General features: G+C 70.1%; 25 protein-coding genes and 1 tRNA gene. 11 read left to right on the plus strand and 15 right to left on the minus strand.

Features of this window, described 5'->3' with window-relative positions:
• Positions 1–244 precede the first annotated feature (244 nt).
• The gene (locus EMA17_RS34540; RefSeq protein WP_126641117.1) at positions 245–2437 is read left to right on the plus strand and encodes a phosphoinositide-specific phospholipase C-related protein; all 2193 of its coding nucleotides are present in this window, start codon (positions 245–247) and stop codon (positions 2435–2437) included.
• A gap of 13 nt (positions 2438–2450) precedes the next feature.
• Here the strand turns inward: EMA17_RS34540 and EMA17_RS34545 are convergent, their stop codons facing one another.
• Together EMA17_RS34545 and EMA17_RS34550 are read right to left on the minus strand one after the other, a co-directional pair.
• Complete coding sequence (locus tag EMA17_RS34545; RefSeq protein WP_126641118.1) at positions 2451–3116, minus strand: hypothetical protein; 666 nt, start codon at positions 3114–3116, stop codon at positions 2451–2453.
• A 33-nt stretch (positions 3117–3149) separates the two neighbouring features.
• Positions 3150–3899, minus strand: coding sequence for a PIG-L deacetylase family protein (locus EMA17_RS34550; RefSeq protein WP_126641119.1), 750 nt, complete (start codon positions 3897–3899; stop codon positions 3150–3152).
• 101 nt (positions 3900–4000) lie between these two features.
• Between EMA17_RS34550 and EMA17_RS34555 the strand changes: the two genes are divergently transcribed.
• From EMA17_RS34555 to EMA17_RS34565, 3 genes are all read left to right on the plus strand, one after another.
• Positions 4001–5638 (plus strand): ABC-F family ATP-binding cassette domain-containing protein, encoded by a 1638-nt coding sequence (locus EMA17_RS34555; RefSeq protein WP_126641120.1) that lies wholly within the window; start codon positions 4001–4003, stop codon positions 5636–5638.
• A gap of 138 nt (positions 5639–5776) precedes the next feature.
• Complete coding sequence (locus tag EMA17_RS34560) at positions 5777–6664, plus strand: CAP domain-containing protein (protein ID WP_126641121.1); 888 nt, start codon at positions 5777–5779, stop codon at positions 6662–6664.
• A 195-nt stretch (positions 6665–6859) separates the two neighbouring features.
• Complete coding sequence (locus EMA17_RS34565) at positions 6860–7351, plus strand: hypothetical protein (protein ID WP_126641122.1); 492 nt, start codon at positions 6860–6862, stop codon at positions 7349–7351.
• 269 nt (positions 7352–7620) lie between these two features.
• Here EMA17_RS34565 and EMA17_RS34570 read toward each other — a convergent pair whose 3' ends face one another.
• From EMA17_RS34570 to hppD, 5 genes are all read right to left on the minus strand, one after another.
• Entirely contained in the window at positions 7621–8085 is a 465-nt protein-coding gene (locus EMA17_RS34570) for a hypothetical protein (RefSeq protein ID WP_126641123.1), read from the minus strand.
• A gap of 84 nt (positions 8086–8169) precedes the next feature.
• On the minus strand, positions 8170–9399 hold the full coding sequence (fahA, locus tag EMA17_RS34575) for a fumarylacetoacetase (protein ID WP_126641124.1): 1230 nt from the start codon (positions 9397–9399) through the stop codon (positions 8170–8172).
• A 43-nt stretch (positions 9400–9442) separates the two neighbouring features.
• A complete protein-coding gene (locus tag EMA17_RS34580; RefSeq protein WP_126641125.1) occupies positions 9443–10330 on the minus strand; it encodes a hypothetical protein in 888 nt (295 codons plus the stop codon).
• Positions 10327–11529, minus strand: coding sequence for a homogentisate 1,2-dioxygenase (locus tag EMA17_RS34585; RefSeq protein WP_126641126.1), 1203 nt, complete (start codon positions 11527–11529; stop codon positions 10327–10329). The genes EMA17_RS34580 and EMA17_RS34585 overlap by 4 nt, the downstream gene beginning before the upstream one ends.
• 109 nt (positions 11530–11638) lie before the next feature.
• A complete protein-coding gene (gene hppD, locus EMA17_RS34590) occupies positions 11639–12718 on the minus strand; it encodes a 4-hydroxyphenylpyruvate dioxygenase (RefSeq protein ID WP_246127105.1) in 1080 nt (359 codons plus the stop codon).
• A 200-nt stretch (positions 12719–12918) separates the two neighbouring features.
• Between hppD and EMA17_RS34595 the strand changes: the two genes are divergently transcribed.
• The gene (locus EMA17_RS34595; RefSeq protein WP_126641127.1) at positions 12919–13452 is read left to right on the plus strand and encodes an Lrp/AsnC family transcriptional regulator; all 534 of its coding nucleotides are present in this window, start codon (positions 12919–12921) and stop codon (positions 13450–13452) included.
• 19 nt (positions 13453–13471) lie between these two features.
• On the opposite strand, the gene EMA17_RS34600 is transcribed toward EMA17_RS34595, so the two are convergent.
• The 3 genes from EMA17_RS34600 to EMA17_RS34610 all read right to left on the minus strand — a co-directional run bounded on the left by EMA17_RS34600 (position 13472) and on the right by EMA17_RS34610 (position 15875).
• Entirely contained in the window at positions 13472–14026 is a 555-nt protein-coding gene (locus EMA17_RS34600; protein WP_126641128.1) for a hypothetical protein, read from the minus strand.
• 128 nt (positions 14027–14154) lie between these two features.
• Positions 14155–15450: a WXG100 family type VII secretion target gene (locus EMA17_RS34605; RefSeq protein ID WP_126641129.1), complete on the minus strand. Its 1296-nt coding sequence runs from the start codon at positions 15448–15450 to the stop codon at positions 14155–14157.
• Positions 15450–15875 (minus strand): DUF6317 family protein, encoded by a 426-nt coding sequence (locus EMA17_RS34610; protein WP_126641130.1) that lies wholly within the window; start codon positions 15873–15875, stop codon positions 15450–15452. The genes EMA17_RS34605 and EMA17_RS34610 overlap by 1 nt, the downstream gene beginning before the upstream one ends.
• A gap of 184 nt (positions 15876–16059) precedes the next feature.
• On the opposite strand from EMA17_RS34610, the gene EMA17_RS34615 reads away from it, so the two are divergent.
• Positions 16060–18558 (plus strand): Tex family protein, encoded by a 2499-nt coding sequence (locus EMA17_RS34615; protein WP_126641221.1) that lies wholly within the window; start codon positions 16060–16062, stop codon positions 18556–18558.
• 141 nt (positions 18559–18699) lie between these two features.
• Here EMA17_RS34615 and EMA17_RS34620 read toward each other — a convergent pair whose 3' ends face one another.
• Positions 18700–19275: a Clp protease N-terminal domain-containing protein gene (locus tag EMA17_RS34620; RefSeq protein ID WP_126641131.1), complete on the minus strand. Its 576-nt coding sequence runs from the start codon at positions 19273–19275 to the stop codon at positions 18700–18702.
• The gene (locus EMA17_RS34625) at positions 19275–19484 is read right to left on the minus strand and encodes an RNA polymerase sigma factor sigma-70 region 4 domain-containing protein (RefSeq protein ID WP_026218136.1); all 210 of its coding nucleotides are present in this window, start codon (positions 19482–19484) and stop codon (positions 19275–19277) included. Before EMA17_RS34625 ends, EMA17_RS34620 begins: the two co-directional genes overlap by 1 nt.
• Positions 19485–19581: 97 nt before the next feature.
• Between EMA17_RS34625 and EMA17_RS34630 the strand changes: the two genes are divergently transcribed.
• Positions 19582–20544, plus strand: a complete 963-nt coding sequence (locus EMA17_RS34630) for an NAD-dependent epimerase/dehydratase family protein (RefSeq protein WP_126641132.1) — start codon at positions 19582–19584, stop codon at positions 20542–20544.
• A gap of 136 nt (positions 20545–20680) precedes the next feature.
• Positions 20681–20764 (plus strand) — tRNA-Leu (locus EMA17_RS34635).
• Between the two features lie 430 nt (positions 20765–21194).
• Here the strand turns inward: EMA17_RS34635 and EMA17_RS34640 are convergent.
• The 3 genes from EMA17_RS34640 to EMA17_RS34650 form a co-directional block, all read right to left on the minus strand.
• The gene (locus EMA17_RS34640) at positions 21195–21611 is read right to left on the minus strand and encodes a DUF4259 domain-containing protein (RefSeq protein WP_126641133.1); all 417 of its coding nucleotides are present in this window, start codon (positions 21609–21611) and stop codon (positions 21195–21197) included.
• A gap of 108 nt (positions 21612–21719) precedes the next feature.
• Positions 21720–22412 carry a very short patch repair endonuclease gene (locus EMA17_RS34645; protein ID WP_126641134.1) on the minus strand — a complete coding sequence of 231 codons (693 nt, stop codon included), beginning with the start codon at positions 22410–22412 and terminating at the stop codon, positions 21720–21722.
• 61 nt (positions 22413–22473) lie between these two features.
• Positions 22474–23826 (minus strand): DNA cytosine methyltransferase, encoded by a 1353-nt coding sequence (locus tag EMA17_RS34650; RefSeq protein ID WP_126641135.1) that lies wholly within the window; start codon positions 23824–23826, stop codon positions 22474–22476.
• Positions 23827–23940: 114 nt separating this feature from the next.
• On the opposite strand from EMA17_RS34650, the gene EMA17_RS34655 reads away from it, so the two are divergent.
• From EMA17_RS34655 to EMA17_RS53450, 3 genes are all read left to right on the plus strand, one after another.
• Positions 23941–24741, plus strand: coding sequence for an Eco29kI family restriction endonuclease (locus tag EMA17_RS34655; RefSeq protein ID WP_126641136.1), 801 nt, complete (start codon positions 23941–23943; stop codon positions 24739–24741).
• 114 nt (positions 24742–24855) lie between these two features.
• On the plus strand, positions 24856–25569 hold the full coding sequence (locus EMA17_RS34660) for an Eco29kI family restriction endonuclease (protein ID WP_246127097.1): 714 nt from the start codon (positions 24856–24858) through the stop codon (positions 25567–25569).
• A gap of 597 nt (positions 25570–26166) precedes the next feature.
• Positions 26167–26538 carry a transposase gene (locus EMA17_RS53450; protein WP_218043161.1) on the plus strand — a complete coding sequence of 124 codons (372 nt, stop codon included), beginning with the start codon at positions 26167–26169 and terminating at the stop codon, positions 26536–26538.
• Positions 26539–26616 lie beyond the last annotated feature (78 nt).

A 26616-nucleotide genomic window follows, 5' to 3' on the forward strand; every position in this document is an offset into this window, starting at 1 on the left:
CAGGCGCAACGCCCGCCGGGAACGCCCGACCCACCCGGGAAGGCGCCCCGGCGGCCCCGACCCAAGCACCCACCCTCCCCGCCGCTGCAGGCCGGTTTTCCCCGACCAACACACCCGTCTCACCGAAAGCCGGAGTCTCGGAACCCCGCGCGCCGGCAGCGGCCCACCACCACCCCGCCCCCGTTCCGCCCCCGGATGGGTGGCTGGGATCGCGCGGGGGCGGTGGGCGGGTGAGCGTGGGGGGATGGGTGTTGGTCGGTGGGTGGTGGTGCTTCGGGGGGTTGCCGCGCTGGTCTTGGTGCTGGCCGTGGTCGTGTTGGGCTCGGCCGGGATCGCTCGGAGCACCGTGCTCAATCGGGCCTTCTATCAGGGGGCGCTCGACGACGAGCGGGCCTACGAGCGGATGTACGACGAGGTGCTGGTCGATCCGGCCGCCGCCCGGGTCACCCGGGACCTGCTGGCGCGGATGCCCGTGCCGCCGTCGGTGGTCACCGCCAACCTCAAGACCGTGCTGCCGCCCGCGACCCTGCGCGGCATCGTCGACACGCAGATCGCGAACACGATCGGCTACCTGCGCGGCGAGCAGCCCGAGTTGCGGCTGGTCCTGGATCTGCGGCCGATCCTGGCCAACGTCGGCGGCGTCGCCGAGTTGTACCTCGGGGACCTGATCGCCAACGTGCAGGGCCGCCCCTCCGCCGACTTCGCCGCGTTTCGCGAGGGCCTGGACGCCACCCTCGACGACCTCGCCGCGGGCCGCCGGCCGGCCGACTTCCCCACCTTCGTGCTGGACGCTCCGAGCATGGCCGCCACCGTCGACGCCCTGGTCGCGGTGGTTCCGGCGGACGCCCGGTTCGGGGTGCGCGCCCAGGTGACCGCCGCGCTCGCCACCGGCGACATCGCCGGAGCGCTCGCCGTGGTCGGGCCGTACGTGCTGGGCGGCGGCGCCGGTTCGGCCTCCTCCGACCTGGCCGAGCGCACCGACGACGGGCAGTGGGACGTGCTCCCGGACCTGCGCCGGGCCGGCCTGAACCTGAGCAGCGTCTCCACCGCCCGCGGCTTCACCAAACTCGCCCTCGGCCCGATCCAGACGCTGGCCACCGTGCTCGGCATCGCCGCCGTGGCCCTGCTGTGGCTCACCGGGCCGCCCTCGTGGACACGCCGCGTGCCCGTGATCGGCTGGTCCCTGGCCGTCGGCGGAGCGCTGACCGGCGCGCTGGTCCTGCTCGTCCGCGGCCGGCTGCCGAACGTACTGGCCCAGCCGTCGCCCTCCTGGCCGCATTCGGTGAACACGCTGGTCACCGACGTGCAGGAGTCCGCGATCTCCTCGCTCACCCGTGTCGGCCTGTTCGTCGCGCTGGTCCCCCTCGTACTCGGCCTGCTCCTGGTCGCCGGCGCCTGGAGCTGGCGCCGCGCCGCCGCCCGCCGGGCGCTGAACCTGCCCCCGCGCCACCGCATCGCGCTCGCCGCGACGGCCGCCGCGCTCACCGTCGCGACCCTGATCCTGGGCGCCACCGTGGTCCCCGTCGCGGCGGGCAAGAGCGAGGAACCGCACTGCCTGGGGTCGATCGACCTGTGCGAGCTGCGCTACGACGAGGTCGCCTACCTGACCACGCACAACGCCATGGCCAATACCGCGGACCGGTTCATCGGCCCGCTCCAGGACCCGGACATCACCGCGCAGCTCAACGCGGGCGCGCGCGGCCTGCAACTGGACACCTATACCTGGGAGCAGCCCGACCAGGTCCAGCCCCGACTCAGCGTCTCCAGCTTCGCGCCGGACATGCAGGCCGAGGTGTTGCGGCTGATCGACCTGGCCAACCCGCCGCGCCCGGGCCTGTGGTTGTGCCACGCGCTGTGCCGCGCGGGCGCGATCCCGCTGGCTCCGACCCTGCGCGAGATCGGCGCGTGGCTCGACGACAACCCGGGTGAGGTGGTGACGCTGATCCTGCAGGACGACATCACCGGCGAGCAGACCGAACAGGCGTTCCGCGAGGCCGGCGTCGAGCGGCTGCTGTACACGCCGTCCGCGGACCCGGCGGCGAAGTGGCCGAAGCTGGGGGACATGGTCCGCGACGGCAAACGCCTGGTGGTGTTCGCCGAGCGGGCCAGTGGTCCGGCGCCGTGGTACCGCAACTTCTACCAGTACGGCATGGAGACCCCGTTCACCTTCCTCACCCCCGCCGACATGTCCTGTGCGCCCAACCGGGGCGGCACCGACAAGCGGCTGTTCCTGATGAACCACTTCATCACCAACCTGGGCGGCAGCCGGTTGGACGCCGGACAGGTCAACGAGCACCGATACGTGCTCGACCGGGCTCGCGCGTGCGAGGCGCAGCGCGGGCGACCGGTGAACTTCGTCGCGGTGGACTACGCGACGATCGGCGACGCGTTGGGGGCGGTGGACGAGATGAACGCCGCCCGCGCCCGGTCGAGGTGACCCGCTCCCGGGGTCAGTCGAGTTGCCCGGCCAGCGCGCCGGCGAGGTCGGCGACGCGCTCCGGTGTCAGCGTCTCCGACGAGACGTACATCGCCGCCGAGCCGGGCCCGGTCACCCGCAGCCGTACGGCCGCGACGTGCCCGTCGCCGACCGGGATCACCCGCTGCGGCTCGCCCGTCCCGATGTCGTCGGCGAACGGGCCCAGGACCGCCGACCTCGCGTTGGAGTCGCGCTGGATCACCGGCAGCGCGATGTTGAGCGGGAAGCCGCGCCGGGCGCCGTACGTGCCCACGTCGATCTTGTCGGCGCCGACGCGATAGGAGCAGGTCAGGGCGACGCCGTTGACCCGCTGGACCGGGGTGAGGTTCGACTGCGGGTCGCGGGCCGCCGCCTCGTCGTCGGACCACCCCTCGGCGCCGGACGCGGCCGGTTCGCCGGGGGTGACCGTGCCGTCGATGTGGACCTTGCGGGCCGCGGCGGCGACGTCGTACGGGAGCGGGCACACGGTGCCGTGCTCTCCGATCGGTCGGACCTGCTGTCGGAACTTCTCCACGTTCAGGCGTTTGCCGGACCCGCTCGGGCCGTCGTCTCCGCCGCACGCGCTCACCGCGGTGATGACCAGTGCCCCCGTCGCGAGCACGGCGAGGGTTCGGCCTCGGATGTGCTGCCAATCGATCATGCGGGCAGCGTACTCACGCCGGCGTGCCCGGGCTCAGCCCATGGGGTACACCTCGAACCCGGCGGCGAACCGGGTGCCCAGGCGCGCGCCCGCGGCCCGGCCCATGCCCTCCAGGAACTCCGCCGCGTCGGCCATCTGATGGCCCTGTCCCAGGCCGGCGAGGTAGGCCGTGTGCGCCTCCAGCGAGGCCACGCCCGCGGCGAAGTCGTCGGTGGTGTCCACCGCGTGCCCGGACTCCGGCGACCCGTTCGCCCACACCGCGCGCACCCCGCCCCACGGCTGGTGGCCCTCGTCGAGCAGCTCGCGGAAGATCCAGCGGTTGCCCGCGTCGCGCACCGCGTCCACCACGGCGCGGCCGACCGCGATGTGGTCCGCCTGGTTGAGGAACGCGCCGCCCCAGGTGCCCCGGAAGTTGCCGGTGATCACGATCTCCGGGCGGTGCCGGCGGATCACCCGGGACAGGTCGCGGCGCAGCGGCAGCCCGTACTCGACCACGCCGTCGGGGTAGCCGAGGAATTCGACCGTGTCCACGCCGACGATGCGCGCGGATTCGACCTGTTCGGCCTCGCGCAGCGGGCGACACTCGTCCGGGTCCAGGCCGTCGATGCCGGCCTCGCCGCTGGTGACCATGACGTACGTGATCCGCTTGCCCTGTCGGGCCCAGCGGGCGATCGCGGCGGCCGCGCCGTATTCGAGGTCGTCGGGGTGCGCGACGATGGCGAGCGCGCGCTCCCAGTCCTCGGGCAGTGCCTCGTACGGTTCGGGCCGGGACTCGGTGGTCATCGCATCGTCCTTCCGGGGAGGCCGTTCTCGGCCGATGTCACGCGAACTTCGACATCCTCGCACCGGCTCGCGTCGCCGCGGCCGATAGGATCCGTATCCTCATGAGCGCCACGATCGTCGTCAAAGACCTTGCCGCCGGACACGGTGACCGTGTCCTGTTCTCCGGACTGGACCTGGTGATCGCCCCCGGCGACGTCGTGGGCCTGGTCGGGGTCAACGGCGCGGGCAAGTCCACCCTGTTGCGGCTGCTGGCCGGCCTGGCCGCGCCGGAGGCGGGTTCGGTACAGCTGTCGCCGCCGACCGCGTCGGTGGGCCACCTGCCGCAGGAGCCGGAGCGGCGGCCGGGCGAGACGGTGCGCGCGTTCCTGGCCCGCCGCACCGGCGTCGCCGCCGCGCAGGCCGCGCTGGACGCCGCGACCGAGGGGCTGGTCGAGGGTCGCGCGGGGGCCGACGACGAGTACAGCGTGGCGCTGGATCGTTGGCTGGACCTGGGTGGCGCGGACCTGGAGGAGCGGGCCGAGGAGGTCGCGGCGGAACTGGGCCTGGCGGTGGACCTCGATCGGGAGATGACCGCGCTGTCCGGCGGCCAGGCGGCCCGCGCGGGGCTGATGTCGCTGCTGCTCAGCCGCTACGACGTGTTCCTGCTCGACGAGCCGACCAACGACCTGGACCTGGACGGCCTGGACCGGTTGGAGAAGTTCGTCACCGGGCTGCGCGCCGGCACCGTGGTGATCAGCCACGACCGCGAGTTCCTGGCCCGCACGGTGGACCGGGTGGTCGAGCTGGATCTGGCCCAGCAGCAGGTGCGCAGCTTCGGCGGCGGCTACGACGCCTATCTGACCGAGCGCGAGGTGGCCCGCCGGCACGCGCGCGAGGACTACGAGGAGTACGCCGACAAGCGCGGCGACCTCGAGGCCCGGGCCCGGATGCAGCGCGGGTGGATGGACAAGGGCACCCGCAACGCGCGGCGCAAGTCCACGGACAACGACAAGATCAGCCGCAAGACCCGGGCCGAGGCGAGCGAGAAGCAGGCGTCCAAGGCCCGGCAGACCGAGCGCATGATCGAACGCCTCGACGTGGTCGAGGAGCCGCGCAAGGAGTGGGAGCTGCGGATGGAGATCGCCGCCGCCCCGCGCGCGGGCGCGGTGGTGGCCACGCTGCACGGCGCGGTGGTCGAGCGCGGCGGGTTCACGCTCGGTCCGGTGACGCTGCAGATCGACTGGGCGGATCGGGTCGCGATCACCGGCGCGAACGGCGCGGGCAAGTCGACGCTGCTCGCGGCGCTGCTCGGGCGCACCGGGTTGACGGCGGGTCGGGGCTCGCTCGGCTCGGGGGTGGTGGTGGGCGAGGTGGACCAGGCGCGCGGGTTGTTCCTGGGCGACCGGCCGCTCCTGGACGCGTTCTGCGCGCTGGTCCCGGATCTGCCGCCGGCCGATGTCCGCACGCTGCTGGCCAAGTTCGGGCTCAAGGCGGCGCATGTGCTGCGTCCGGCGGCGACGTTGTCCCCGGGTGAGCGCACCCGGGCGGCGCTGGCGCTGCTCCAGGCCGAGGGGGTCAACCTGCTGGTCCTGGACGAGCCGACGAACCACCTGGACCTGCCCGCGATCGAGCAGTTGGAGTCGGCGCTGGAGTCGTACGCGGGCACCCTGCTCCTGGTCACCCACGACCGCCGGATGCTGGACGCGGTCCGTACCACCCGCCGGCTGCGGGTCGCGGACGGCCGGGTCACCGAGGTCTGATCGGGCGTCGGGGCCGGGGCGGTCCCGGTCCGGTGCGGGGTACGGCCGGGGTCGTGTCGGGGGTCCGGCCCGGCCGTGGGTCCGGTGTCGATCCGTGCCCGATCGACCGCCCATGATCCATCGTTAGAATCAGCGGCCATGAGCGAACTGCCGCCGGGCGCGAACCAATCCCTACCGGTCGGCGTCGTGCGGGTACGGGTGCCCGGGCCGTTCGACATCTCCGCGCTGATCACCGGTGAGGACCGACGGGTGTCCGGCGACGCCGACTTCGTCTTCTTCAACCAGGTCTCCGCGCCCGGGGTGCGGCTCGGCGGCGACACCGTCACCGTGGATCCCTCCGGCCTGCGCGCGGGCGCGACGCGGGTGACCGTGGTGGTCAGCCCGGCCGACACCACGCACACCCTCGGCGATCTGCCGCCGCCGGCGATGACGCTCACCGGCGCGAGCGGCACGCTGCTCGCGCGCTTCACCCCGCCGCGACCACGCACCGAGACGGTGTTGTTGCTCGCCGAGATCTATCGGCGCGGCGCGCAGTGGAAGGTGCGCGCGCTCGGTCAGGGCTACGCGGACGGCCTCGCGGGCATCGCCCGGGACTTCGGCGTCGACGTCGAGGAGGAGACGCAAACGCCGTCCGGTCTCTCCGAGTTCCAGCGCGGCGTGGTCGAGCTGACCAACGTCGAGCGGGCCCGGCACGGTCTGCGTCCGCTCGCCCCGCAGCCGCAACTGACGGCGTGCGCTCAGGCGTTCAGCGCGGACATGATCACCCGGGCGTTCTTCTCGCACACCGATCCGGACGGCCGCGAGCCGTGGGACCGGGCGATGGCGGCGGGCTACCTGTACAGCCGGATAGGGGAGAACATCGCCTGCGGCCAGCGCAGCCCGGCCGAGGTGGTGCAGGGGTGGATGGACAGCCCCGGACATCGCAAGAACATCCTCACCGCGGAGTTCACCGAAATCGGTGTCGGATATGTCACCGGCGGCACCTACGGCACGTCCTGGACGCAGGTCTTCGGCACCCCGCGCTGACCCGTTCCGGGGTGGCCCGGCGGTCTCCCCGTTGACCCGAATGGGTATAAAGACGATGCCGGGATCGACGTCGGCGGGAGTGGTGCGGTCCGTGTGCGGGCACCGGGGCACCCTCTCGCGTCGAACCGGCAACCGGGTGCGAGGAGGCCCGATGACGGTGCGTCATACTCGGTTGTTCGAGGCGAGGGAGATCACGTGCAGCTTGAGTTGGATCCGCCGTACGGCGTAGGGCCGATCAAGATCGGCATGTCCATGGACGAGGCAGAGGCCGCTCTGCGCGAACTCGGAGGAGATCTGTCGGGACGCACTCGTGGGTTCGCCCACTTCGGTGCGGACCTCTCGATTCATGTGGTGAGCGACAAGGACGGACTGGTCGAGGCGATCGAGGTACACCGGTCCGAGGACGATTTCGCCGACACGGTCCTGTGTCTGGGTATCGACGTCTTCGGCACACCGGCCGTGGACGTCACCCGACTGCTCGGCGAACTGACACCCGTCCGGGTGGAGACCGAAGGCGCGTCGCTGGTGGCCCCGGAACTGCTGGTGGCCCTGTGGCAGCCGTTCGTGCCCGGACACGGCAACAACAACGGCGTGGTCGGCGAGGGCCTGTATTTCCGCACCGCCCTGGTCGCCGGCCCCGGATACTACGACAAAAGCGGGCAACACCGGGCGATCCACGCCGGGTGAGCCCGACCCTGTGAGCGATCGGCTCGCAAGACGGGAACGACGAGCCGAAGTCGTGGATCATCGCCGAGAAGTGGCTCGGCGGGGTCCACGACCTCGTCGGCCGACGCTGCGGCCGCCCGAACTCCGCCGCCCGGTGTGTGAACTCGCCACCCGGGCCGACAGGGCGGCCGTGACGCGCTGGACAGGGGTTCGCGGCGGTAGGCGGGCGACGGCCCTTCCGGGGCCGCACGACGGCCCCGGGGCCCTTCGTGGACCCGGAGCCGCCTCGCTCAGACCCGGTTGCCCAGCAGGCGGTTCAGGACCGCGGCTCCCTGGGGCGCGTCGGACACGGTGACCACGAACTCGCGTCCGGAGACGAGGGTGAGCGTCAGCGCCTCGCCGGAGCGCTGCACGACCCCGGTCGCGCTCGACTTGATCCGGTATCCCCAGCCGCCGAACTCGCGCAGCGCCCGGACCTCGCGGTGTCCGGCCGTGCGGATCTCGCCCAGCGGCACCCGCTTGCGCGGCCACGGCAGCAGCCCGAACTCGACGGTCAGCCCGCGTTGGTCGACGTGCACCCGCACGACCGACAGGAACGCGCATAACACCGCGCCGCCCAAGAGCCCGATGCCCGAGCCGATGAAGCCGTACATGGCGCTGACCACGGCGGAGGCCACCACGAAGGCCCCGGTCAGGCCCACCATGACGGGTGAAACGGCGGTTTTGCTCCAGGACGAATGTACGAACGACGACATGGGACCCCTCTGTTGCCCGCTACCGCTGCCCTTGCCGTCCCGACGATATGCCGGCTCCCGCAAGCTGCGGGAGCCGACAAATCGTCAGCGCGCCGCCACGATCCGGCCGCTGACCTCACCGAACCCGAGACGCGTGCCGTTCGGGCCGGGGGCGGTAGCGGTGATCGTGACCTCGTCGCCGTCCTCCAGATAGGTCCGGCTCGACCCGTCCGGGAGCTTGAGGGGGTTCTCGCCGTTCCAGGTGATCTCGATCAGCGCGCCGCGCTCGCCGACCTCGGGCCCGCTGACCGTGCCGGAGGCGAACAGGTCGCCCGGGCGCAGCGAGGCGCCGTTGACGGTCATGTGCGCCAGCTGCTGCGCGGCGGTCCAGTACATCGACGCGAACGGCGGCCGGGAGATCACGTGTCCGTTGAGCCGGACCTCCATGCTCAGGTCCAGTCCCCACGGCTCGGCGGCACGGTCGTCCAGGTAGGGCAGTGGCTCGACGTCGCGCGCGGGGGGTGCCACGCGCGCGGCGTCGAGTGCTTCGAGCGGCACGATCCACGGCGATACCGAGGTGGCGAACGACTTGCCCAGGAACGGGCCCAGCGGGACGTATTCCCAGGCCTGGATGTCGCGCGCGGACCAGTCGTTGAGCAGACACACGCCGAACACGTGGTCGGCGAAGTCGCCGAGGCCGACCGGCGTGCCCAGCTCGGAGCCGGCGCCGACGACGAAGCCGACCTCGGCCTCGATGTCGAGCCGCCGGGTGGGCCCGAAGGACGGCACCGCGTCGGTCGGCGCCTTGCGCTGTCCGCTGGGGCGCACGATCGGGGTGTGCGAGACCACGACGGTGCCCGCGCGGCCGTGGTAGCCGATCGGCAGGTGCTTCCAGTTCGGGCTCAGCGGCTCGGTGCCGGGTCGGAAGATCCGGCCGAGGTTGGTCGCGTGGTGCTCGGAGGCGTAGAAGTCCACGTAGTCGGCCGGCTCGAAGGGCAGCCGCAGCACCACGTCCCGCCGCGGGATCAGGTGCGGCTCGACGCTCGCCCGCAGGCCCGGGTCGGTCAGCCAGGTGGTGATCGCGGCCCGTACGCCGCGCCAGGTCGGGCGTCCGGCGGCCATCAGCCCGGTCAGGCTCGGCGCGTCCAGCACGGCCGACACCTCGGGGGTCGCGCCGACCGCGTGCGCGGCGGCACCGGCGTCGAGCACGAAGTCGCCGATGGCCACCCCGACGCGCGGCCGGTCCGGCTCGTGGTCGGTGGTGAACACGCCGTAGGGCAGGTTGTCGATGCCGTAGCCCGAGTCGGTCGGCAGCGGGACCCAGGTGCTGGGCATGGGGTGCGGCTCCTCGTTGGATCGGTCGCGGTGGTGCGGGCGGTCAGTCCCGCCGGTGCGGGGGTTCGCCGAGCAGGCCGAGCGTGAGCGCGTCCTGGAGCGGCTCGGCGACGCTACAGGTTCCGTACGAGGTCAGGTAGCCGCGCAGGCGGGTGCGCTCGGGCACGGTGAGTTCGTGCGCCATGCGGGTGAGTTCGGCGCTGTCGCGGATGGCCAGCAGGTCCGCGAGCGCGTCCGGTTCGGCGCCGGCGACGGCGTGGTGGGTGGCGAGCATCAGGTTGAGGTAACCGTGGTGCTCGAAACCCGTGGTCGGGTCGGTGTGCCGCACGGCGTTGTGCAGCCCGGCCGTGACCTTGAACGGCATTTCGCGGACCCGGCACGCGTGTACGAACGCGGCCAGTTCGACCTCGTTCGGGAACGCGTGCGCGGCGGTACCACCGGTGCGGAACTTGGGCCGCCCGTACGTGCCGGCGAGATTGTCCAGGTCTGCGTCGAGGCCCGCGCCTTTGAGGACCTCGACGTAGCCCGCCGTCATCTCCGGCAGGTGTTCGTGCAGCGCCGCGACCGCCTTGCCGATCTCGCCGTCGCCGGCGACCTCGATGCCCTCCAGGAGCAACCCGGGGGTGTCCAGGATGGTGCGTACCGCGGGCCCCACCGTGGCCGGCCCGCCCGGCGCCACGAGCACCACGCGCAGCGGCGCTTCGGGGTCGGCGAGCGCGACCAGGTCGGGCAGGTGCGCGACGCCGACCAGGAAGTGCCGGACGAAGTCGGCGAACCATTCGGCGCGGTAGACCCGGTGCGCGGGCACCGCCTCGGCCATCGGGGCGTTCCCGGGCGGGAACAGCGCCGCGTCGTCCCACAACCCCGCGAACAGCGGCGGTTCGGATGGTCGGGTGTCCGTGCCCGGGTCCGCGTTCGTGCCCGCGCTCATGTCCGCGGCGCCTTCCCGGCCCAGGTCCACGCGTACGCCGGGTCCTCGCTCGCGAGGCCCCCCTCGCCGACGCCCAGGGGCCGGAACGTGTCCACCATGACCGCCAGTTCGTCGAAGAACTCGATGCCGATGCTGCGCTCGTAGGCGCCGGGCTGCGGCCCGTGCGCGTGCCCGCCCGGGTGCAGCGAGATCGACCCCTGGCCGATCCCGGAGCCCTTGCGGGCCTCGTAGTTGCCCCCGCAGTAGAACATGACCTCGTCCGAGTCCACGTTGGAGTGGTAGTACGGCACCGGGATCGACAGCGGGTGGTAGTCCACCTTGCGCGGCACGAAGTTGCAGATCACGAACCCCTGGCCCTCGAACACCTGGTGCGCGGGCGGCGGTTGGTGGATCCGGCCGGTGATCGGCTCGAAGTCGGAGATGTTGAACACGTACGGGTACAGGCACCCGTCCCAGCCCACCACGTCGAACGGGTGCGTGGGGTACACGTAGCGGGTGCCGGCGATCTCGCCGCCCAGGCCGCGGTGCTTGACCAGGACCTCGACGTCGCCGGCCTCGACCAGGAGCGGCTGTACGGGCCCGCACAGGTCGCGCTCGCAGAACGGCGCGTGTTCCAGGAGTTGGCCGAACCGGGAGAGGTAGCGCTTGGCGGGCGCGATGTGCGAGTTGGCCTCGATGCAGTACGCGCGCAGCGGCTCGTCGCCGCTCGGCACCCACCGGTGGGTGGTGGCGCGCGGCAGGATCACGTAGTCGCCGGGGCCGACGGTCAGCGCGCCGAAGACGGTCTCCACCGTCCCCGAGCCGGACTCGACGTAGACGCACTCGTCGCCGAGCGCGTTGCGGTACAGCGGGGAGGTGCTGCCGGCGACGACGTAGGAAATCCGCACGTCGGCGTTGCCGAGCACGAGCCGGCGGCCGGTGACCGCGTCGACGGCCTTCCACTCGTTGTCCGCGAACAGGTCGTGCAACTTGAGATGGCGCGGCTTGAGCGGGTGGTTGGCGGTGACCGTCTGGTCCGGGACCTCCCACACGGTCGCGTCGGCGATGGCCGAGGGGATCGCGCGGTGGTAGAGCAGGGAGGAGTCGGAGGAGAAGCCCTCCTCCCCCATCAGCTCCTCGTAGTACAGGCCGCCGTCCGGGCGGCGGTGCTGGGTGTGCCGCTTGGGTGGCACCTCGCCCACGCTGCGGTAGTACGCCATGACTGCCCGACTCCTCCGTCCGCTCCCGCGCCCTGTGCGCTTCGCTGCCCGTCCTCGACCGTGTCGGCCCGCCCGCCCGGCCGTGCCGGCCGGGCGGACGCGTCGCGGCCTAGAGGTTGCCGCGCCGCTCCTGCTCGCGCTCGATCGCCTCGAACAGCGCCTTGAAGTTCCCCTTGCCGAAGCCGAGCGAACCGTGCCGCTCGATCAGTTCGAAGAACACGGTGGGCCGGTCCTGGACGGGCTTGGTGAAGATCTGGAGCAGGTAGCCGTCCTCGTCGCGGTCGACCAGGATCTTGAATTCGCGCAGCGTCTCGACCGGTACCCGGGTCTCGCCCGCCCACTCCCCCAGCGTGTCGTAGTAGCTGTCCGGGGTGGACAGGAACTCGACGCCCATCTCGCTCATCGCGCGCACCGAGGCCACGATGTCGTTGGTGGCGAGCGCGATGTGCTGCACGCCGGGGCCGCCGTAGAACTCGAGGTATTCGTCGATCTGCGACTTCTTGCGGCTGATCGCGGGCTCGTTGAGCGGGAACTTGACCCGGTGGTTGCCGCTGGTGACGACCTTGGACATGAGCGCGGAGTATTCGGTGGCGATGTCGTCGCCGACGAACTCCTTCATGTTGGTGAAGCCCATGACGCGGTTGTAGAAGGACACCCACTCGTCCATCTTGCCCAGCTCGACGTTGCCCACGCAGTGGTCGATGGCCTGGAAGTAGCGCTTGGGGTGCGCGGCGGGCTTGCCGCGGAACAGCGGCTCGGCGGCGACGAAGCCGGGCAGGAACGGGCCCTTGTAGGCGGAGCGGTCCACCAGGGTGTGCCGGGTCTGGCCGTAGGTGGCCAGGACGGCGCTGCGCACGGTGCCGTGCTCGTCGCTGTCGTCGTGCGGCTCGACCAGGACGGTGGCGCCGTGCTCGCGGGCGTAGGCGATCGCCTTGTCCACGTCCGGGACCTCGATGGCCAGGTCGGAGACGCCGTCGCCGTGGGCGAGGAGGGCGGCGCCGATCTCGGTGCCGGCGTGTACCTCGCCGGTGATCACGAAGCGGGCCTTGCCGGAGACGAGGACGTACTCGGCGGCGTCGCGGGAGCCGGTCTCGGGACCGCGGTAGGCGACGCAGGTCATCCCGAACGCGGTGGAGTAGTAGTGCGCGGCCTGTTTGGCGTTGCCCACGAAGAACCGGACGTGGTCCATCGCGATGACGGGGAAGGGGTCGCCCGCCGGGTCGTGCTCGACGGCGCCGACGAGGATGTCGGTGTCTTCCAGGGTGTTGAAGGTGCTCATGACGGGCGATCCCCTCGGAAAGGAACGGATGCCGGAAGTACACTTCCGCTGACAACATCTGACAACATCTCGTCTGGGAGCTATACAGATTGCCTAGGTGAGAGAGCCATATGCGAGACGATCTTCAGGATTCGCGCATCACCCTGGACGAGTTGGACGTACGTCTCATTCGGGCGGGCCGGCAACATCCGCGCGCCGGCATGCTGGAGCTGTCCCGGTTGATCGGGGTCTCCCGCGCCACCGTCCAGGCCCGGCTGGACCGGATGGAGGCGGCCGGAGTGATCACCGGCTACGGCCCCGAGGTGGATCTGGTCGCCGCCGGATACCCGGTCCTGGCCTTCGTCACACTGGAGATCGCCCAGGGCGGCCTGTCGGGCGTGGCCACGGCGCTGGCCGCGGTCCCGCAGGTGCTGGAGGCGTACGGCACCACCGGCATCGGCGACGTGCACTGCCGCATCGCCGCCACCTCGAATCAGGACCTGCAACAAATCCTGATCGACATCAACCGTATCCCCGAGGTGGTCCGCACCACGAGCGTCATCGCCTTGTCGGAGGTGGTCCCCATGCGCACCCTCCCCCTACTCGAGGCCCAGAACCGCCCCCGCCCGAGCCGGGTACCGGCCTTTCGCGACCATTCGGCGTAGCGGGCGATCGGCAGCCGGGTCAGCGGCCGGAATCCGGGGAGTGATCGTCGAACTGCGCACCGCCGAGCGTGCCGGAAGGCAGCGGGATGCGGGGGAAATTGGCCTCGCCTCCGGGTCTGCTTCGCATGCCCAATCGTTCCCCCGACTCTCGGACCGAAGGCGGCAGCGTGGCGTCCTCCTCGGGCGGCACGACGCGTGATACCCAGTTCCCGTCCGGCCCCGGCGCGATCGACCGGATCTCGGGCCGGCCCTCCTCGTACGGGGAGTGTCCGACCATCAGCCAGACCCGATCGGAAACCCGGTCCCACCGGAACTCGGGCCCCTGTCGACTCTCCGGATACCAACGATCATCCGAATGCACGATCTTGCCCCGCTCGCCCTCCCCATATCCGTCCGGCTCGAAGGTGCGCACCAGAAATCGCGCCAGCCGCGAGCCCGGCCGCGCCGGATCGGCTTTGGTCTGCACTTCCATGGCGAACCGATCCCAGGGCGATCGCGCCCAATACTCCGGCGTGGCCACGCTTCCGGTGTGATAGCGGCTGTGCTGGCCGTACGGCGCGGTCTGCGCCGGCACCGGACTCGGACCCGCGCCCTCGCACCCGGCGACAACGACCGCGGCGGCCAGCCACCGGATCGCCCGTCCTCGAACCGGCCGCGACCGGCCGACTCGCGCCGGAAGCGCCCCGATACCCGCCGACCCGTTCACCTCTTCCCCGGCCCGCTCCTGACGACAGGCGGGCTGCCGTCGGCCGGAAACACCACGACCGCGTCGCGAGGCCAGGTCACGTGGAGGTCGTAGGACTCGGCTCGACCGAGAGTGACGACTTCGGCGACCTTGCTCTTCCAGCTGTCGGATTCGTACTTCTTGTTCGGATCTATCGTGTCGTTCCACGTGAGGTCGGCCTGGATACGCACCTCTTTGTCCCCGTTGGGCAACACGCTCACCACCGCGTTTCCCCGGGCATTGAAGTCCCCCACATTCTTGTTGGTGCCGTGCAGGTATTGGTAGCCGACGAATCCCTCACCATTCTCGACGGCCATGTGGCCCGTCACGTCGAATGTGGAGTACGTGGACCGGCGGTCGACCGCGCCCTCTGCTATCCGGAGGAAATACGGTGGCAACGTCGTGTCGTTGGTCTCGTCCCTGCCACCGGCTTCGAGCACCGTGTTCAGCTTGTGATTGCTGTTCATGTAGTCGTTCCAGTCCGGGTCGTCGCGGATCGTCCAGTCGCCGCCACCGCGCAGATATCGGGCGAGAATCTCGCGTCCGGCCCAGTCGTTGTTGAAGTTGAACCCCTTGCTTCCGGAACGACCGCCGTCACGGTCCATTCCCTCGCGCTGTTCGCCGGGATCCTGGCGCGTCAGTGCGTCGAAGCCCTTGTCCAGGGCCTCCAGTGCGGTCTGGATCGTCGTACCCATCGAGCGGTAGCGCCCGAAGTCCTTGGCCGCCTGCTCGATGTCGCGGGCCGCGCTCTCGGCGGAGCCGTCGTGTTGCTCCTTGAGACCCTTCGCCTGCCGAAGGATCGACGCGAGTTCGGCGCCGGCCGCGTCGGCCTCCGCCCCGAGTTGTCGCGCGTGGGCCTCATCGGCCTGGCTCGAACCGCCGCCGAAGATCATGGTCTTCGCGATCCGGTCCAAGGATTGTTCGGCGGCGTCCTTGCGCCGTCGGGCGGTGAGGGCCTGATCGTCCAGCGATTTACGGGTTTGCTGATAGAGGGTCAGCGCCGACAACCAACCCGCGAGGCTCAGTTGTACGGTCTGCAGCGAGTCGCGCAGGACACCGAGATGCGGCACCAAATCCGTGACCCGGCGCTGGAATTCGCTTCCCGCTCGCCCCTGCCAGGCTGCGGGTCGCAGCAGGGTCGCATCCAATTCGGTCTGCACCTGCCCCATCTGGACGACCACGCCGCGAACCTGCGCCAGGAGCGCGTCGACGGCGCCGGGGATGCCGGGGGTCGGGTCGAATCGCAGTCCCGGGAAGTCCTCCTTCGCCCCCATCAGGCGAAGAACTCCCTGATCCGCGGCGACCCGGTCGCGGGCGCCTCGTCGGTCGGCGCGGCCGTCGAGGCCGCCGTGACCGGCGTGGCCTGCGTGGCCGTCGTGGCCGGCGGCGTCTGCGGCGCGGTCATCGAAGTGGCGACGGCGTGCTCGGTCGTGCCGTAGTTGCGTCTCGCCACGCCCAGGCCCCGGCGTAATTCCGATATCTCCCCGCGGAATGTGTCGACGTTTTCCTGCCATTTGTGATTGAAGGCCGAGCAGGATCGATCCAGGCTCTTGTGCCCGGTACGAATCGGTCCGGTCTCCTCGAGTGCCTTCAGAACCTGCCCGGCGGCGTCGGCGCACGCCGCGAACCGCTCCGCCAATCGGTCGAGCCAGTCGAGATCGACCACGAATTGCTCGGACACATCGAACCTCGATTCCATCTGGACATATCACCCTCGGGCGTGCCCACTCGCCGACAGAACTGATGCGATGCAGACGGTAGTCGATCGCACACGCGTGCGTGAGGACGAACCGGTCTTCCCGGTGGGGCTGCGCGACAGCGGGGTGGGTGGGGCGGGAGAATGCCGGGGGATGGTTGGTGATGATGTGGATCGGGACGTGACGATGTCGGTGTCTGGGCAGCAGGGTTCGGAGCAGGGCACACAGCAGGACGTGCATCGGCTGATCGCCGAGGAGCTCGGGGTTCGCGAGGGGCAGGTCAGGGCGGCCGTCGAGTTGCTCGACGGGGGTGCGACCGTGCCGTTCATCGCCCGCTACCGCAAGGAGGTGACCGGGACCCTCGACGACACGCAGTTGCGCACGTTGGAGGAACGGCTGCGCTACCTGCGGGAGCTGGCCGAGCGTCGGGTCGCCGTGCTCGCCGCGATCGAGGCGCAGGGCAAGTTGGACGACACGCTGCGGGCGCAGATCATGGCGGCCGACTCGAAGGCCCGCCTCGAGGACATCTACCTCCCGTACAAGACCAAGCGCCGGACCAAGGCGCAGATCGCCCGCGAGGCCGGCCTCGAACCGCTGGCGCTCGGGCTGCTGGGCGACCCGTCGCGCGATCCGGTCGCCGCGGCCGGGGCGTTCGTCGACCCGGACAAGGGCGTCGCCGACGCGCAGGCGGCGCTGGAGGGCGCCCGCGCGATCCTGGTCGAGCAGTTCGCCGAGGACGCCGACCTGATCGGCGCGCTGCGCGAGAAGATGTGGACGCGCGGTCGTGTGGTGGCGAAGGTGCGCGAGGGCAAGGAGGAGGCGGGCGCCAAGTTCGCCGACTACTTCGACTTCGCCGAGCCGTTCACCCGGCTGCCGTCGCACCGGATCCTGGCGATGTTCCGGGGCGAGAAGGAGGACGTCCTCGACCTGACGCTGGCCCCCACGACGGACGCGGCCGAGGAGGGTGACGGTCCGACCGAGTACGAACGTTCGATCGCACACACCTTCGGTATCACCAACCGCGACCGCCCCGCCGACAAGTGGCTCGCGGACACCGTGCGCTGGGCCTGGCGGACCCGGATCCTGGTGCACCTGGGCATCGACCTGCGCGGTCGGCTGCGCCAGGAGGCCGAGGACGAGGCGGTCCGGGTGTTCGCGGCCAACCTGCGCGACCTGCTGCTGGCCGCGCCGGCCGGCACCCGCGCCACGATGGGCCTCGACCCGGGCCTGCGTACCGGGGTCAAGGTCGCGGTCACCGACGACACCGGCAAGGTGGTGGCGACCGAGACGATTTATCCGCACGAGCCGCGCCGCCGCTGGGACGAGTCGATCGCCACCCTCGCGCGCCTTGCCGCCGCCCACCGGGTGGACCTGATCGCGATCGGCAACGGCACCGCCTCGCGCGAGACCGACAAGCTGGCCGCCGAGCTGATCGCCAAGCACCCCGAGTTGGGCCTGACCAAGGTGATGGTCTCCGAGGCCGGCGCCTCGGTGTACAGCGCCTCGGCCTTCGCCTCGCAGGAACTCCCGGACCTGGACGTGTCGTTGCGCGGCGCGGTGTCGATCGCCCGCCGACTCCAGGATCCGCTGGCCGAGTTGGTCAAGATCGACCCGAAGTCGATCGGCGTGGGCCAGTACCAACACGACCTGTCCGAACTGAAGTTGTCGAGGTCGCTCGACGCGGTGGTCGAGGACTGCGTGAACGCGGTCGGCGTGGACGTCAACACCGCCTCCGCGCCGCTGCTCACCCGGGTGTCCGGGATCGGCGCGACACTGGCCGAGAACATCGTGCAACACCGGGACACGAATGGGCCGTTCAAGACCCGGCGCGACCTGAAGAACGTGGCGCGGCTCGGCCCGAAGGCGTTCGAGCAGGCGGCCGGCTTCCTGCGGATCCCGGCCGGCGACGACCCGCTGGACGCCTCCTCCGTGCACCCCGAGGCCTATCCGGTGGTGCGCCGGATCGTGGCGGTGGCCGGTGGCGACGTACGCGCCCTGATCGGCGCGGCGCCGAAGTTGCGCGCGCTGGACCCGAAGGCGTTCACCGACGAGAAGTTCGGGCTGCCGACGGTCACCGACATCCTGCGCGAGTTGGAGAAGCCGGGGCGCGACCCGCGACCGGCGTTCAAGACGGCCACCTTCAAGGAGGGCGTCGAGAAGTTGTCCGACCTGCGGCCCGGGATGCTCCTGGAGGGGGTGGTCACGAACGTGGCCGCGTTCGGCGCGTTCGTGGACGTCGGCGTGCATCAGGACGGGCTCGTGCACGTGTCGGCGATGTCGAAGACCTTCGTGAGCGACCCGCACGACGTGGTCAAGTCGGGGGACGTGGTTCGGGTCAAGGTGCTCGACGTCGACATCCCGCGCAAGCGCATCTCGTTGACGCTGCGGCTGGAGGACGAGGCGCCCGAGCGCGGGGGGCGTGACGGGCGATCCGGGGAGGGGCGGTCCGGGGACGGGCGGTCCGGGGACGGGCGGTCCGGGGACGGGCGCCAGGGTGGCCCGCGACAGGGGCCGGGTGGTTCGCGGCAGGGGCAGGCCGGCTCCCGGCAGGGTCAGGGTCAGGGCGGCGGGGCCGGCGGTGGCCAGGGACGCCGAGGCGCGCCGCCGAAGCAGAGCCGCGGGTCGCAGCCGCCCGCCGGCGGCGCCATCGCGGACGCGCTGCGGCGGGCCGGACTGGTCGAGTAGGCGGGGTTGTTCGGCTGATCGTGCGCGCGCCGGGTGGGCCTCCGGGCCTGCCCGGCGCGCACGCGGATCCCCGGGCCGGCGCCGGGCCGCTCGCGCTCCGCGCCGCGTACGGGCACCCGCCGCGTACTGGCGCCCCGGGCGTCAACCCGCCTGGGCCGTCGGCGGCGCCAGCGCCCGGAGTACCGACACGCGGGTCACCCCGTATTCGGCGAGCAGATCGGCCACCACCCCCGGGCCGGACGTGAGCGCGAGCAGGATGTGCTCGTCGCCGATGTGCTTGTCCCCGCGCTCCAGCGCCTCCCGCAGCGACCGCTCCAGCACCCGCTTGGCCCCCTCCGTGAACGGCCCGGGTGCCGACCGCCCGCCGAACGGCCACACCCGCCGACGTCGCGGCGCCACCGCCAACGCGCCCTCGCCGTGCACCTGTTCGACCCTGGCGACGATCTCGTCCACGTCGATCCCGAGGTCGGCGAGCGCGGCCTGATCGGCGGGCGACACCCCGCCGCGCCGGCGCGCCCGGGCCAGCGCCCGCGCCACCTCGTCACGATGGGCGACGAATCCGATCGTCGCCAGTGCGACGGCCGCCGACGTACCCTGCCCGTCCAGCAACGCCGCGAGCATGTGCTCCTCCCCCACCTCGGTGGCCTCGGCCCGTTGTGCGTGCTCGACCGCGCCACGCACGACGGCGCGGGCGTCGCCGGTGAACCTCTCGAACATCAGTTCCTCCCGTGCTTCTTGTGCACTGCCTGACGGCTTACTCCCAGCTCGGCGGCGATCTCCTGCCACGACCAGCCCTGCACGCGCGCACTGCGCACCTGCACGGCCTCGAGCTGTTCGAGCAGCCGCCGCAGCGCGGCCACGGCCCGCAGGCCCACGCGCGGATCACGGTCCCCCGCCCTACTGGCGAGGTCGGTTGCTTCGGTCATGTCTGTCAACGTACGTTGACGGACACCGCGTGTCAACCACAGTTGACACGCCAATATTCGACACACGGATTCGCCCGAGCCGATACGGTCGCCAACCATGCGCATTCTTGTATTGGGCGGCACCGCGTTCGTGGGCCGGGCGATCGTCGAGGACGCACTGCGCGAGGGGGCCGACGTGACCCTGTTCGGGCGGGGACGAACCGGATCGCACCTGTTCCCGGACCTGCCCCGGCTGATCGGCGACCGCGACACCGGCGACTACGCGGCGCTGCGCGACGGCGAATGGGACGCGGTGGTCGACGTCAGCGGCTACGTCCCGCGCCACGTGAACCAGGCCATGGCCGCACTCGGCGACCGCGTCGGCCGCTACCTGTTCGTCTCCAGCCACGCGGTATACGTACAGACCGGCGTGGGCCCCGGCTCGGACGAGGACACCCCGCGCCGCCCACCGCGCCGCGACACCGAAGTGCTCGACAACGACACGTACGGCCCGTGCAAGGTCGCCTGCGAGGACGACGTCCTGGCCCGGTACGGCGACCGCGCCACGATCGTGCGCCCCGGCAAGGTCGTCGGCCCCCACGACGTCCAGGAAACCTTCACCTACTGGGTCCGCCGAGCCGCCCGCGGCGGCCGCGTGGCCGTACCGGGCCACCCGGACCAGCCGGTACAGGTGGTCGACTCCCGCGACCTCGCCCACCTGGTCACCCGCCTGCTGACCGACGACCGCCCGGGCGCCTTCCACGCCGTCGGACCCGCCGAACCCACCACGCTGGGCACCCTGATCGAAACCTGCGCCAGGGCAGCCGGCACCGACGTCGAACTCGTCCCGATCCCCATCGACGCGGCCCCGGCCCACTTCCCCTTGGTCACACCAAGAGCCCAATGGCCCACCCGCCAACGCAGCGCCGCCCGAGCCCAAGCCGCCGGCATGCCCACCACCCCCCTCCCGATCACGGTGGCCGACGTCCTCACCTGGGACCGCAACCGCGGCGAACCCCCTCTCCCACACGGCCTGTCCCCAGAGGCAGAAGCAACCCTCCTGGCCACAACCACCCCCTGAACCCCACCACCCCCGACACCCCCGCCCCACCAACCGCCAATCCCCAGGTCAGCCACCCACCCCGGTCCGACCCACCCCCCGACCTTTGGTATGGTTCTCCACGTCACCGCAGCAACCCAGGGGCGGCGACCACCCGGTCCGGGTGGCGGAATTGGCAGACGCGCTAGCTTGAGGTGCTAGTGCCCGAAAGGGCTTGGGGGTTCAAGTCCCCCCTCGGACACGTAAGGGCCGCTCTTGTGGTGGCTCGGTTTTGATCGGCGAGATCCCGTTCGGCCCGTGTGGGTCGGGCGGGATCTCGGCGTTTCAGGAGTCTCGTGGATCCGTCGGGTCCCGAGGTTAATGCCGTCCCTACGGGCGGGAACCGTTCTCCCGCACGTGACCGCGCCGCCCAGCCGGTCAGCCCGTTGTTTAGGGTATGGCAGAAGGTGAACAGGTTGTCTCGGGGCAACTGTGGTCGCTGAGTGGGTCGTTATTGCCCAAACCGCCTCCGAAATGGACGCGTGGACATCCTCGACACGGCGTCTACCGCCTCCGCCTCCGATGGGAAGGCGTGACGACATCCACAAAGCGTTCGCGGGCGTCGCCGTCTGTTTCATCATCCACGATTCGTGAAACACCATGGTTGGGACCGCTGGGTCTGCCTACGGGCGTCAGGCCGTGAGTTCGCGGCACAACGCGAGAACAGTGGCTCTCCACGACTGGTGGTTCGCCGTCGCGGCCCACATCTCATTCAGTTCTGAGTCCGCCGCCACTGTGCGCTCCAGCGCACGAGCCGCGAGCGCGACGAGTTCCCGGGAAATCGGCGGCAGTCCTGCCGAGCCGAGGAACGCGATCGGCTCTGGGATCACGCCTTCCATTCCTGTGGCCCGGAACGTCCGCACGATCGCGGCGGCCACGATCGCAGCCTCGGCCTCGTGGCTGTCCAGGAAGTCGTCACTGGGGTCGGCCCCGATACGCAACGCGGCTTCGATCGCCGCGAGGCGTCCATCGGCGTCAGTGTCGTACAGGTCTCGGATGAAGTCCGCAGCCGCGTCCGAATCGAACGGACCGACTCTCTGGAAGTCCATTTCCGACGCCCTCCCGTGGATGCCCGTACCGATCGATACGTCTGCGATCAGCTTGCCAGTGAAAGGCGTCGGTAACGGCGGCGGGGGTACCGACCTGTAAATGCCCGGTCAACTCTTGGATCGAACTATCCCAGCGATCCGACGCGCGGCCTCGTCGGCGTCCTCATGTTCCCAAACCCGCACCACTGTCCACCCCGCCGCCTCCAGAGCGGAGGTGGTCTCCGCGTCACGGATACGGTTACCGTCGATCTTTTGCCGCCAGAAGGCGGTGTTCTTGGAGGATGGTCGATGGTGTTCGGGGCACCCGTGCCAGTAGCAGCCGTCAACGAACACCGCGACCTGGGATCTCACGAAGACTACGTCGGCGGTACGCCGCAGTTGTTCCTCCGGACGTACCGACACCCGGTAGCGCAGGCCTCGCCGGTGCAGGGCCGATCGCAGCCGCAACTCCGGCTTTGTGTCGCGTCCCCGGTTTCCGGTCATCGACCGTCGCACCGCCGGCGAGGACGCCCAAGACCCCTCGGGGAGCGGTTCCGTGGTGACGAGCTGGTCCGTTTGGGCCTTTCGCCACGCCTGCGCGAGATTCGCCGCACGGGTGGGCTGGTCGACCTCGCCGACATAGCGTGTACGGGTCCGTCCTTGATCCGACCAGCGCAGGTAAGCGCGGATGCGACGCGTCTTCGGGTACACCTTCAGCGCGATCGACGCTCGGGCGAAGTTGCCATCGCCCAGGTTCACGGCGCGCCGCTGGATGCCGCCGGCCGCGCGATCCTGCTCGGCCGACCGCGCCTGGGGGTTCATCCGAGCGCGCGCCCGCCACGCGCGGCCAGGCGGAGGTTTGTCCTTCCAGCGGCTCGGTGGGTCAACCTTTGTCGCGGGCACGGCGCTTCTTCGCCCTCTCCTTCGGCTCGACGCCGGCGGCCTCAAGCGCCACCGCGACCGCGTCCGCGAACACCTCGCCCAGTTTGACCGGCACCGCGTTACCGAGCTGGCGCATCTGCTCGCCTCGCGGACCCTTGAGCTTCCAGTCATCGGGAAACGTCATCACCCGAGCAGCCTCACGGACCGTCATGTAGCGGTAGCCGGTGCCGTCGTATGTCGGGTCGTCCAGCTCGATAACCGACTCGCCGCCAGGCACCCCGTGGACTCCCGCCTTGACCGTCTTCGCGGGGCGGTCGAGCACGTTGGGGGTGTGACCAGCGTATTTCCGCGCGCCCGGCCAACCGAAGTGCAGCGGGTCGATCGTCGGGTCGTCGTCGACGTGTCGCTTCGGCTTGAGATACTCCGCCGGGACCGGCGGCAACTCGCGTTCAACGTCCTTGCCGTTGTCATGCCAATCGATCCCTTTGAGCGCGTCGCGCAGTGTCCGCCACGGCTTCAGGTTGTCGGCCGGCAGGTCTTTCGGAAGCGACGCCACGACGCGCTCCCGCACCTCCGGAGGAACGTCCTGGTGCCGCTTCCAGTACTTGCCGCCGACGATGGAGTTGATGAGTGCGCGCTCCGAATACCGAGCGGTAGGCCTGTGTGACTCCCAGTCGACCCCGAGGTCGGCGCGGAACGCCACGATGATCACTCGGTGGCGGATCTGCGGCACTCCGAAGTCGGCGGCGTTCACCGGCATGGGATCGACAACGTATCGCCGGGCCGAGTTGAGCGGTTCGCGGGCAAGGGCGTCGCGTAGCGCGTCGTCGTGTTCTTCCCAACTCGAGTACCTCGCGCGAGCGACCCACGGGGCCTCCATCGCCTTGAGGATGTATTGGAAGTACGGAGCGAACGAGGCCCGCAACAACCCGCGCACGTTCTCGCAGATGACCGCCTTGGGGCGCATCTGCTCCATCGCTCGGAACATCTGCGGGAACATGTTCCGTTCGTCCTCATCGCCCTTGTGGACACCACCGAGGCTGAACGGCTGACACGGCGGGCCGCCGGCCAGGACGTCCACTTCCTCGTCCAGGAGGTAGTCGAACTCCAAGTCCTTGACGTCGCCTTCGTACAGCGGCCACCAGGTGTCCTCGGACTCCGGGATCGGGATATCTTCCTTGCCGAACCGCATGGCGTGGTTCTCGACCAGCGTCTCGCAGGCGCGCTTGTGGAACTCGTTCACCAGCAGCGGTCGAAAGCCCGCGTTGTGGACGGCCTGCGCGAGCCCGCCGCCGCCGGCGAACAGCTCGACGGAGGTACCCACCTTGCGGCGGTGATTTCGCTGATCAGACATGAGCAAAGCGTACCGCGGAGTAACGGGTCGGTTGACGTCGACACGACGGTAGCGGCGCGATCGAGTAGTGTCCCTGGCGCTTCGCTCGCGCACGATGGGGGAAGGGGCGATCGGATGACGTCGCACACGTACAGCGACAAGGCGAACACTCACCACGCGGAGTTCAAGCTCAGCATCACCAAGGCACTCGGCGACCAACTCGCCGCCGCACTCGCGGGCCTGAAGCCTGTGGTACTGACCCTGGCGAACATCCGGGGCCTACGCCCCGAACCCGGCGTGTATCAGCTCTACCTCGACGAAAGCCTCGTCTACGTCGGGAAGGCCGATCGGTCGCTGCCTCAGCGCGTCGAGAAGCACTTCCACAAGATCGCCGGCCGCAAGAACATCGACATCGCCGCGATGACGTTCACCTGCCTTTACGTCGACGAGGACTTCGGTGCCGTGGCACCAGAGCGTCTCCTCATCAATCGGCACCGGGAGCTGGGCGAGGTGCCCTGGAACTACAACGGGTTCGGCAACAACGACCCCGGCAAGCGCCGTGACATGACGGAGGTCGACGACACCCACTTCGATCGTTTTTACCCTATCGACCTCGACTTCGAGTTCACGACGCTGTCGTACGACACGGACACCCTGGACGGCACGCTCACCGTCGCGGACCTGCTCAAGGCCGTCAAGGATCAGCTGCCATACCTCTTCAGGTATCAGGCGGACAGCGTCTTCGAGACCATCATCGTCGATCCGCCGGGAGGCCCTGTCACCGCGCACGGACTCCTCGCCTTGATCGCGAGCCACCTCCCGGCCGGCTGGCAGATCACCGCGCTGCCCGGATACGTGATCATGTACCCCAAGGTTGAGGACTACCCCAGCGGGTCGCGGTACTACCGAGGCACGGAGATCGTCCACGGAGACTGAGGTCGCGCCCTCACGCACCTCGCACCTTGGTTTACGCCCCTACGGGGCGACCTTTCTCGCGGAGGAATGATGTCCACAACGCCACCGGGGCCGGCCTCGGAGAGCACACGGCCCGTGGCCCCCAAGCGCCCGTACAAGAAACGGCGCAACATGAAGATGTGGTCGACCACGGCACAGACTTTCACGCCGTTCAACCCACTCGAACTCGACAACTTGGGCCGTAGCGTGGAGGCGGAACTCCTCAAGCGTCCCGCCGAGCCACTGGGGCGGGTGACTCACACGTTTGGCGACGGCGTGTACGCGCTTTACTACGCGGGTCCGCACGGGCTGTACGGGCCGATCAGTTCCGAGGACTGCCTCGTCCCCATCTATGTGGGCCAGGCTCGCCCCAAGGGCACTCGCAAGGGCTCAGACGATCCGAGCCACGAGTCGACCTCCCTGTGGGATCGCATCCAGGAACACAAGGAGTCGATCGAGCAGGCACACGATCTGGAAGTCGACCACTTTCGCGTTCGCTACCTGGTCGCGATCGAGGCTTTCGTCAGCCTCGCCGAACGGGTGATGATCAAGCAGTACCGACCGGTCTGGAACAGCGTCGTGGACGGCTTCGGCAACCACGACCCCGGAGCCGACCGGCGCAAGACCGGCAAGAGACCCGCCTGGGACGAGCTCCACCCGGGTCGATGGTGGTCCCATCCGCTGAATATGCCGACGGGCAGTCTTACGCCGGCGAAAAGGTCCCGCGAACTCGTCCAGGCCCTTTTCGCAGGCAAGCTGTCGACCGAGGTAATCGAGGCTATGGCCGCCTCCGGCGACGAGCCGGAATAGCCGACCATAGTCCCGATGTGGAATGTCGGCGGTGTACGCGGTAGCTATGTAGGTTCGGACTTGTCACGACCGCAGCGTTGAGCTCATTCAGTCGACGCAGGGGCATTTCCACCGCTTGGGAGTCCGCCCGGGACAAGGGCCCTCCCGCTATCTGGCCGTGAATACCGAGGACCGAGCACGGGACCACGCCCGTCGCTGGCCGTGCCCGCTCGCGACGGTGCGCGGCTTCGCGACTTCATGGCCGAGAGGCTCGCCGAGGACTGGTCGCCGCAGCTGGTGGCGCTCGCGGATCAAGGGAGCAGTCTCGATCAGCGAGCGACCCGCCAAGGCGAACGATCTCGCGGTTCCTCGTCTCCGGGCAGGAGGCCTTCGCCTCGGGCACGCACCGAACCGAACCACCCCGTCGTGGAACGCTCCGCCCGCTTCACTATGCTCGTATACATTGTGGAAGCTTATTGCCTAATTGGGTGAAGCCGTCGTAATCAATTGGTACTTGCTCTCCTGAGACTCGAGGATGGTGAGCATTGGCCCACGGACGCGGGCGAGGCGTTCGGAGTCCGTAGAAGTCCTGGTAGCTCACCCGGCCAACCGGCCCTGGTGAGCGTATTGCAGGTCGTCGAGAATCTCACCGACCGTCAAGCCGCGCACGCGGTGCGGGCCAGAATCGAGGTGAGGTATCGGATCGGTCGGGAGCAGACCGATCCGGGCTTCGATCACACCGCAATGGGACTGGTCACCTCTGGTGGGCGGCAGCGCGCCGACTCCACGACGTGCCGACCGCAGCATGGATGGAACCGGAGTTGCAGGAACGCTACGGAGGGCTTATCGACGCATGCCGGCTCCCCGTCGACGAACGAGAGTGACGCTATGGCCCGGCAGATCGCCGCGGATGGACATCGGCTGCTCGAAGCGGTCTTCGCGCCGGCGGCACTTTCGTGGTTGCGGGAGATTCCAACCGCCACCGTGTAAGTGCCGCAGTTCACCCATACCATCGGTGACGGCGAACAGGATGTGACCTGGCAGGGGAAGGAGGATCTCCCGCCCAAC

This window comes from Embleya hyalina (genome assembly GCF_003967355.1).
In the GTDB taxonomy this organism is placed as follows: Bacteria; Actinomycetota; Actinomycetes; order Streptomycetales; family Streptomycetaceae; genus Embleya; species Embleya hyalina.

Coding starts and splice junctions, on each gene's coding strand:
- EMA17_RS34645 (WP_126641134.1), bottom strand. CDS start 22,412: ATGAACCCCCAGGCGCGGTCGGCCGAGCAGGATCGCGCGGCCGGCGGC.
- EMA17_RS34570 (WP_126641123.1), bottom strand. CDS start 8,085: ATGTCGTCGTTCGTACATTCGTCCTGGAGCAAAACCGCCGTTTCACCC.
- EMA17_RS34655 (WP_126641136.1), top strand. CDS start 23,941: ATGACGTCGCACACGTACAGCGACAAGGCGAACACTCACCACGCGGAG.
- EMA17_RS34620 (WP_126641131.1), bottom strand. CDS start 19,275: ATGTTCGAGAGGTTCACCGGCGACGCCCGCGCCGTCGTGCGTGGCGCG.
- EMA17_RS34625 (WP_026218136.1), bottom strand. CDS start 19,484: ATGACCGAAGCAACCGACCTCGCCAGTAGGGCGGGGGACCGTGATCCG.
- EMA17_RS34540 (WP_126641117.1), top strand. CDS start 245: ATGGGTGTTGGTCGGTGGGTGGTGGTGCTTCGGGGGGTTGCCGCGCTG.
- EMA17_RS34560 (WP_126641121.1), top strand. CDS start 5,777: ATGAGCGAACTGCCGCCGGGCGCGAACCAATCCCTACCGGTCGGCGTC.
- EMA17_RS34640 (WP_126641133.1), bottom strand. CDS start 21,611: ATGGACTTCCAGAGAGTCGGTCCGTTCGATTCGGACGCGGCTGCGGAC.
- EMA17_RS34545 (WP_126641118.1), bottom strand. CDS start 3,116: ATGATCGATTGGCAGCACATCCGAGGCCGAACCCTCGCCGTGCTCGCG.
- EMA17_RS34650 (WP_126641135.1), bottom strand. CDS start 23,826: ATGTCTGATCAGCGAAATCACCGCCGCAAGGTGGGTACCTCCGTCGAG.
- EMA17_RS34595 (WP_126641127.1), top strand. CDS start 12,919: ATGCGAGACGATCTTCAGGATTCGCGCATCACCCTGGACGAGTTGGAC.
- EMA17_RS34550 (WP_126641119.1), bottom strand. CDS start 3,899: ATGACCACCGAGTCCCGGCCCGAACCGTACGAGGCACTGCCCGAGGAC.
- EMA17_RS34555 (WP_126641120.1), top strand. CDS start 4,001: ATGAGCGCCACGATCGTCGTCAAAGACCTTGCCGCCGGACACGGTGAC.
- fahA (WP_126641124.1), bottom strand. CDS start 9,399: ATGCCCAGCACCTGGGTCCCGCTGCCGACCGACTCGGGCTACGGCATC.
- EMA17_RS34630 (WP_126641132.1), top strand. CDS start 19,582: ATGCGCATTCTTGTATTGGGCGGCACCGCGTTCGTGGGCCGGGCGATC.
- hppD (WP_246127105.1), bottom strand. CDS start 12,718: ATGGACCACGTCCGGTTCTTCGTGGGCAACGCCAAACAGGCCGCGCAC.
- EMA17_RS34610 (WP_126641130.1), bottom strand. CDS start 15,875: ATGGAATCGAGGTTCGATGTGTCCGAGCAATTCGTGGTCGATCTCGAC.
- EMA17_RS34580 (WP_126641125.1), bottom strand. CDS start 10,330: ATGAGCGCGGGCACGAACGCGGACCCGGGCACGGACACCCGACCATCC.
- EMA17_RS34605 (WP_126641129.1), bottom strand. CDS start 15,450: ATGGGGGCGAAGGAGGACTTCCCGGGACTGCGATTCGACCCGACCCCC.
- EMA17_RS34585 (WP_126641126.1), bottom strand. CDS start 11,529: ATGGCGTACTACCGCAGCGTGGGCGAGGTGCCACCCAAGCGGCACACC.
- EMA17_RS34615 (WP_126641221.1), top strand. CDS start 16,060: ATGTCGGTGTCTGGGCAGCAGGGTTCGGAGCAGGGCACACAGCAGGAC.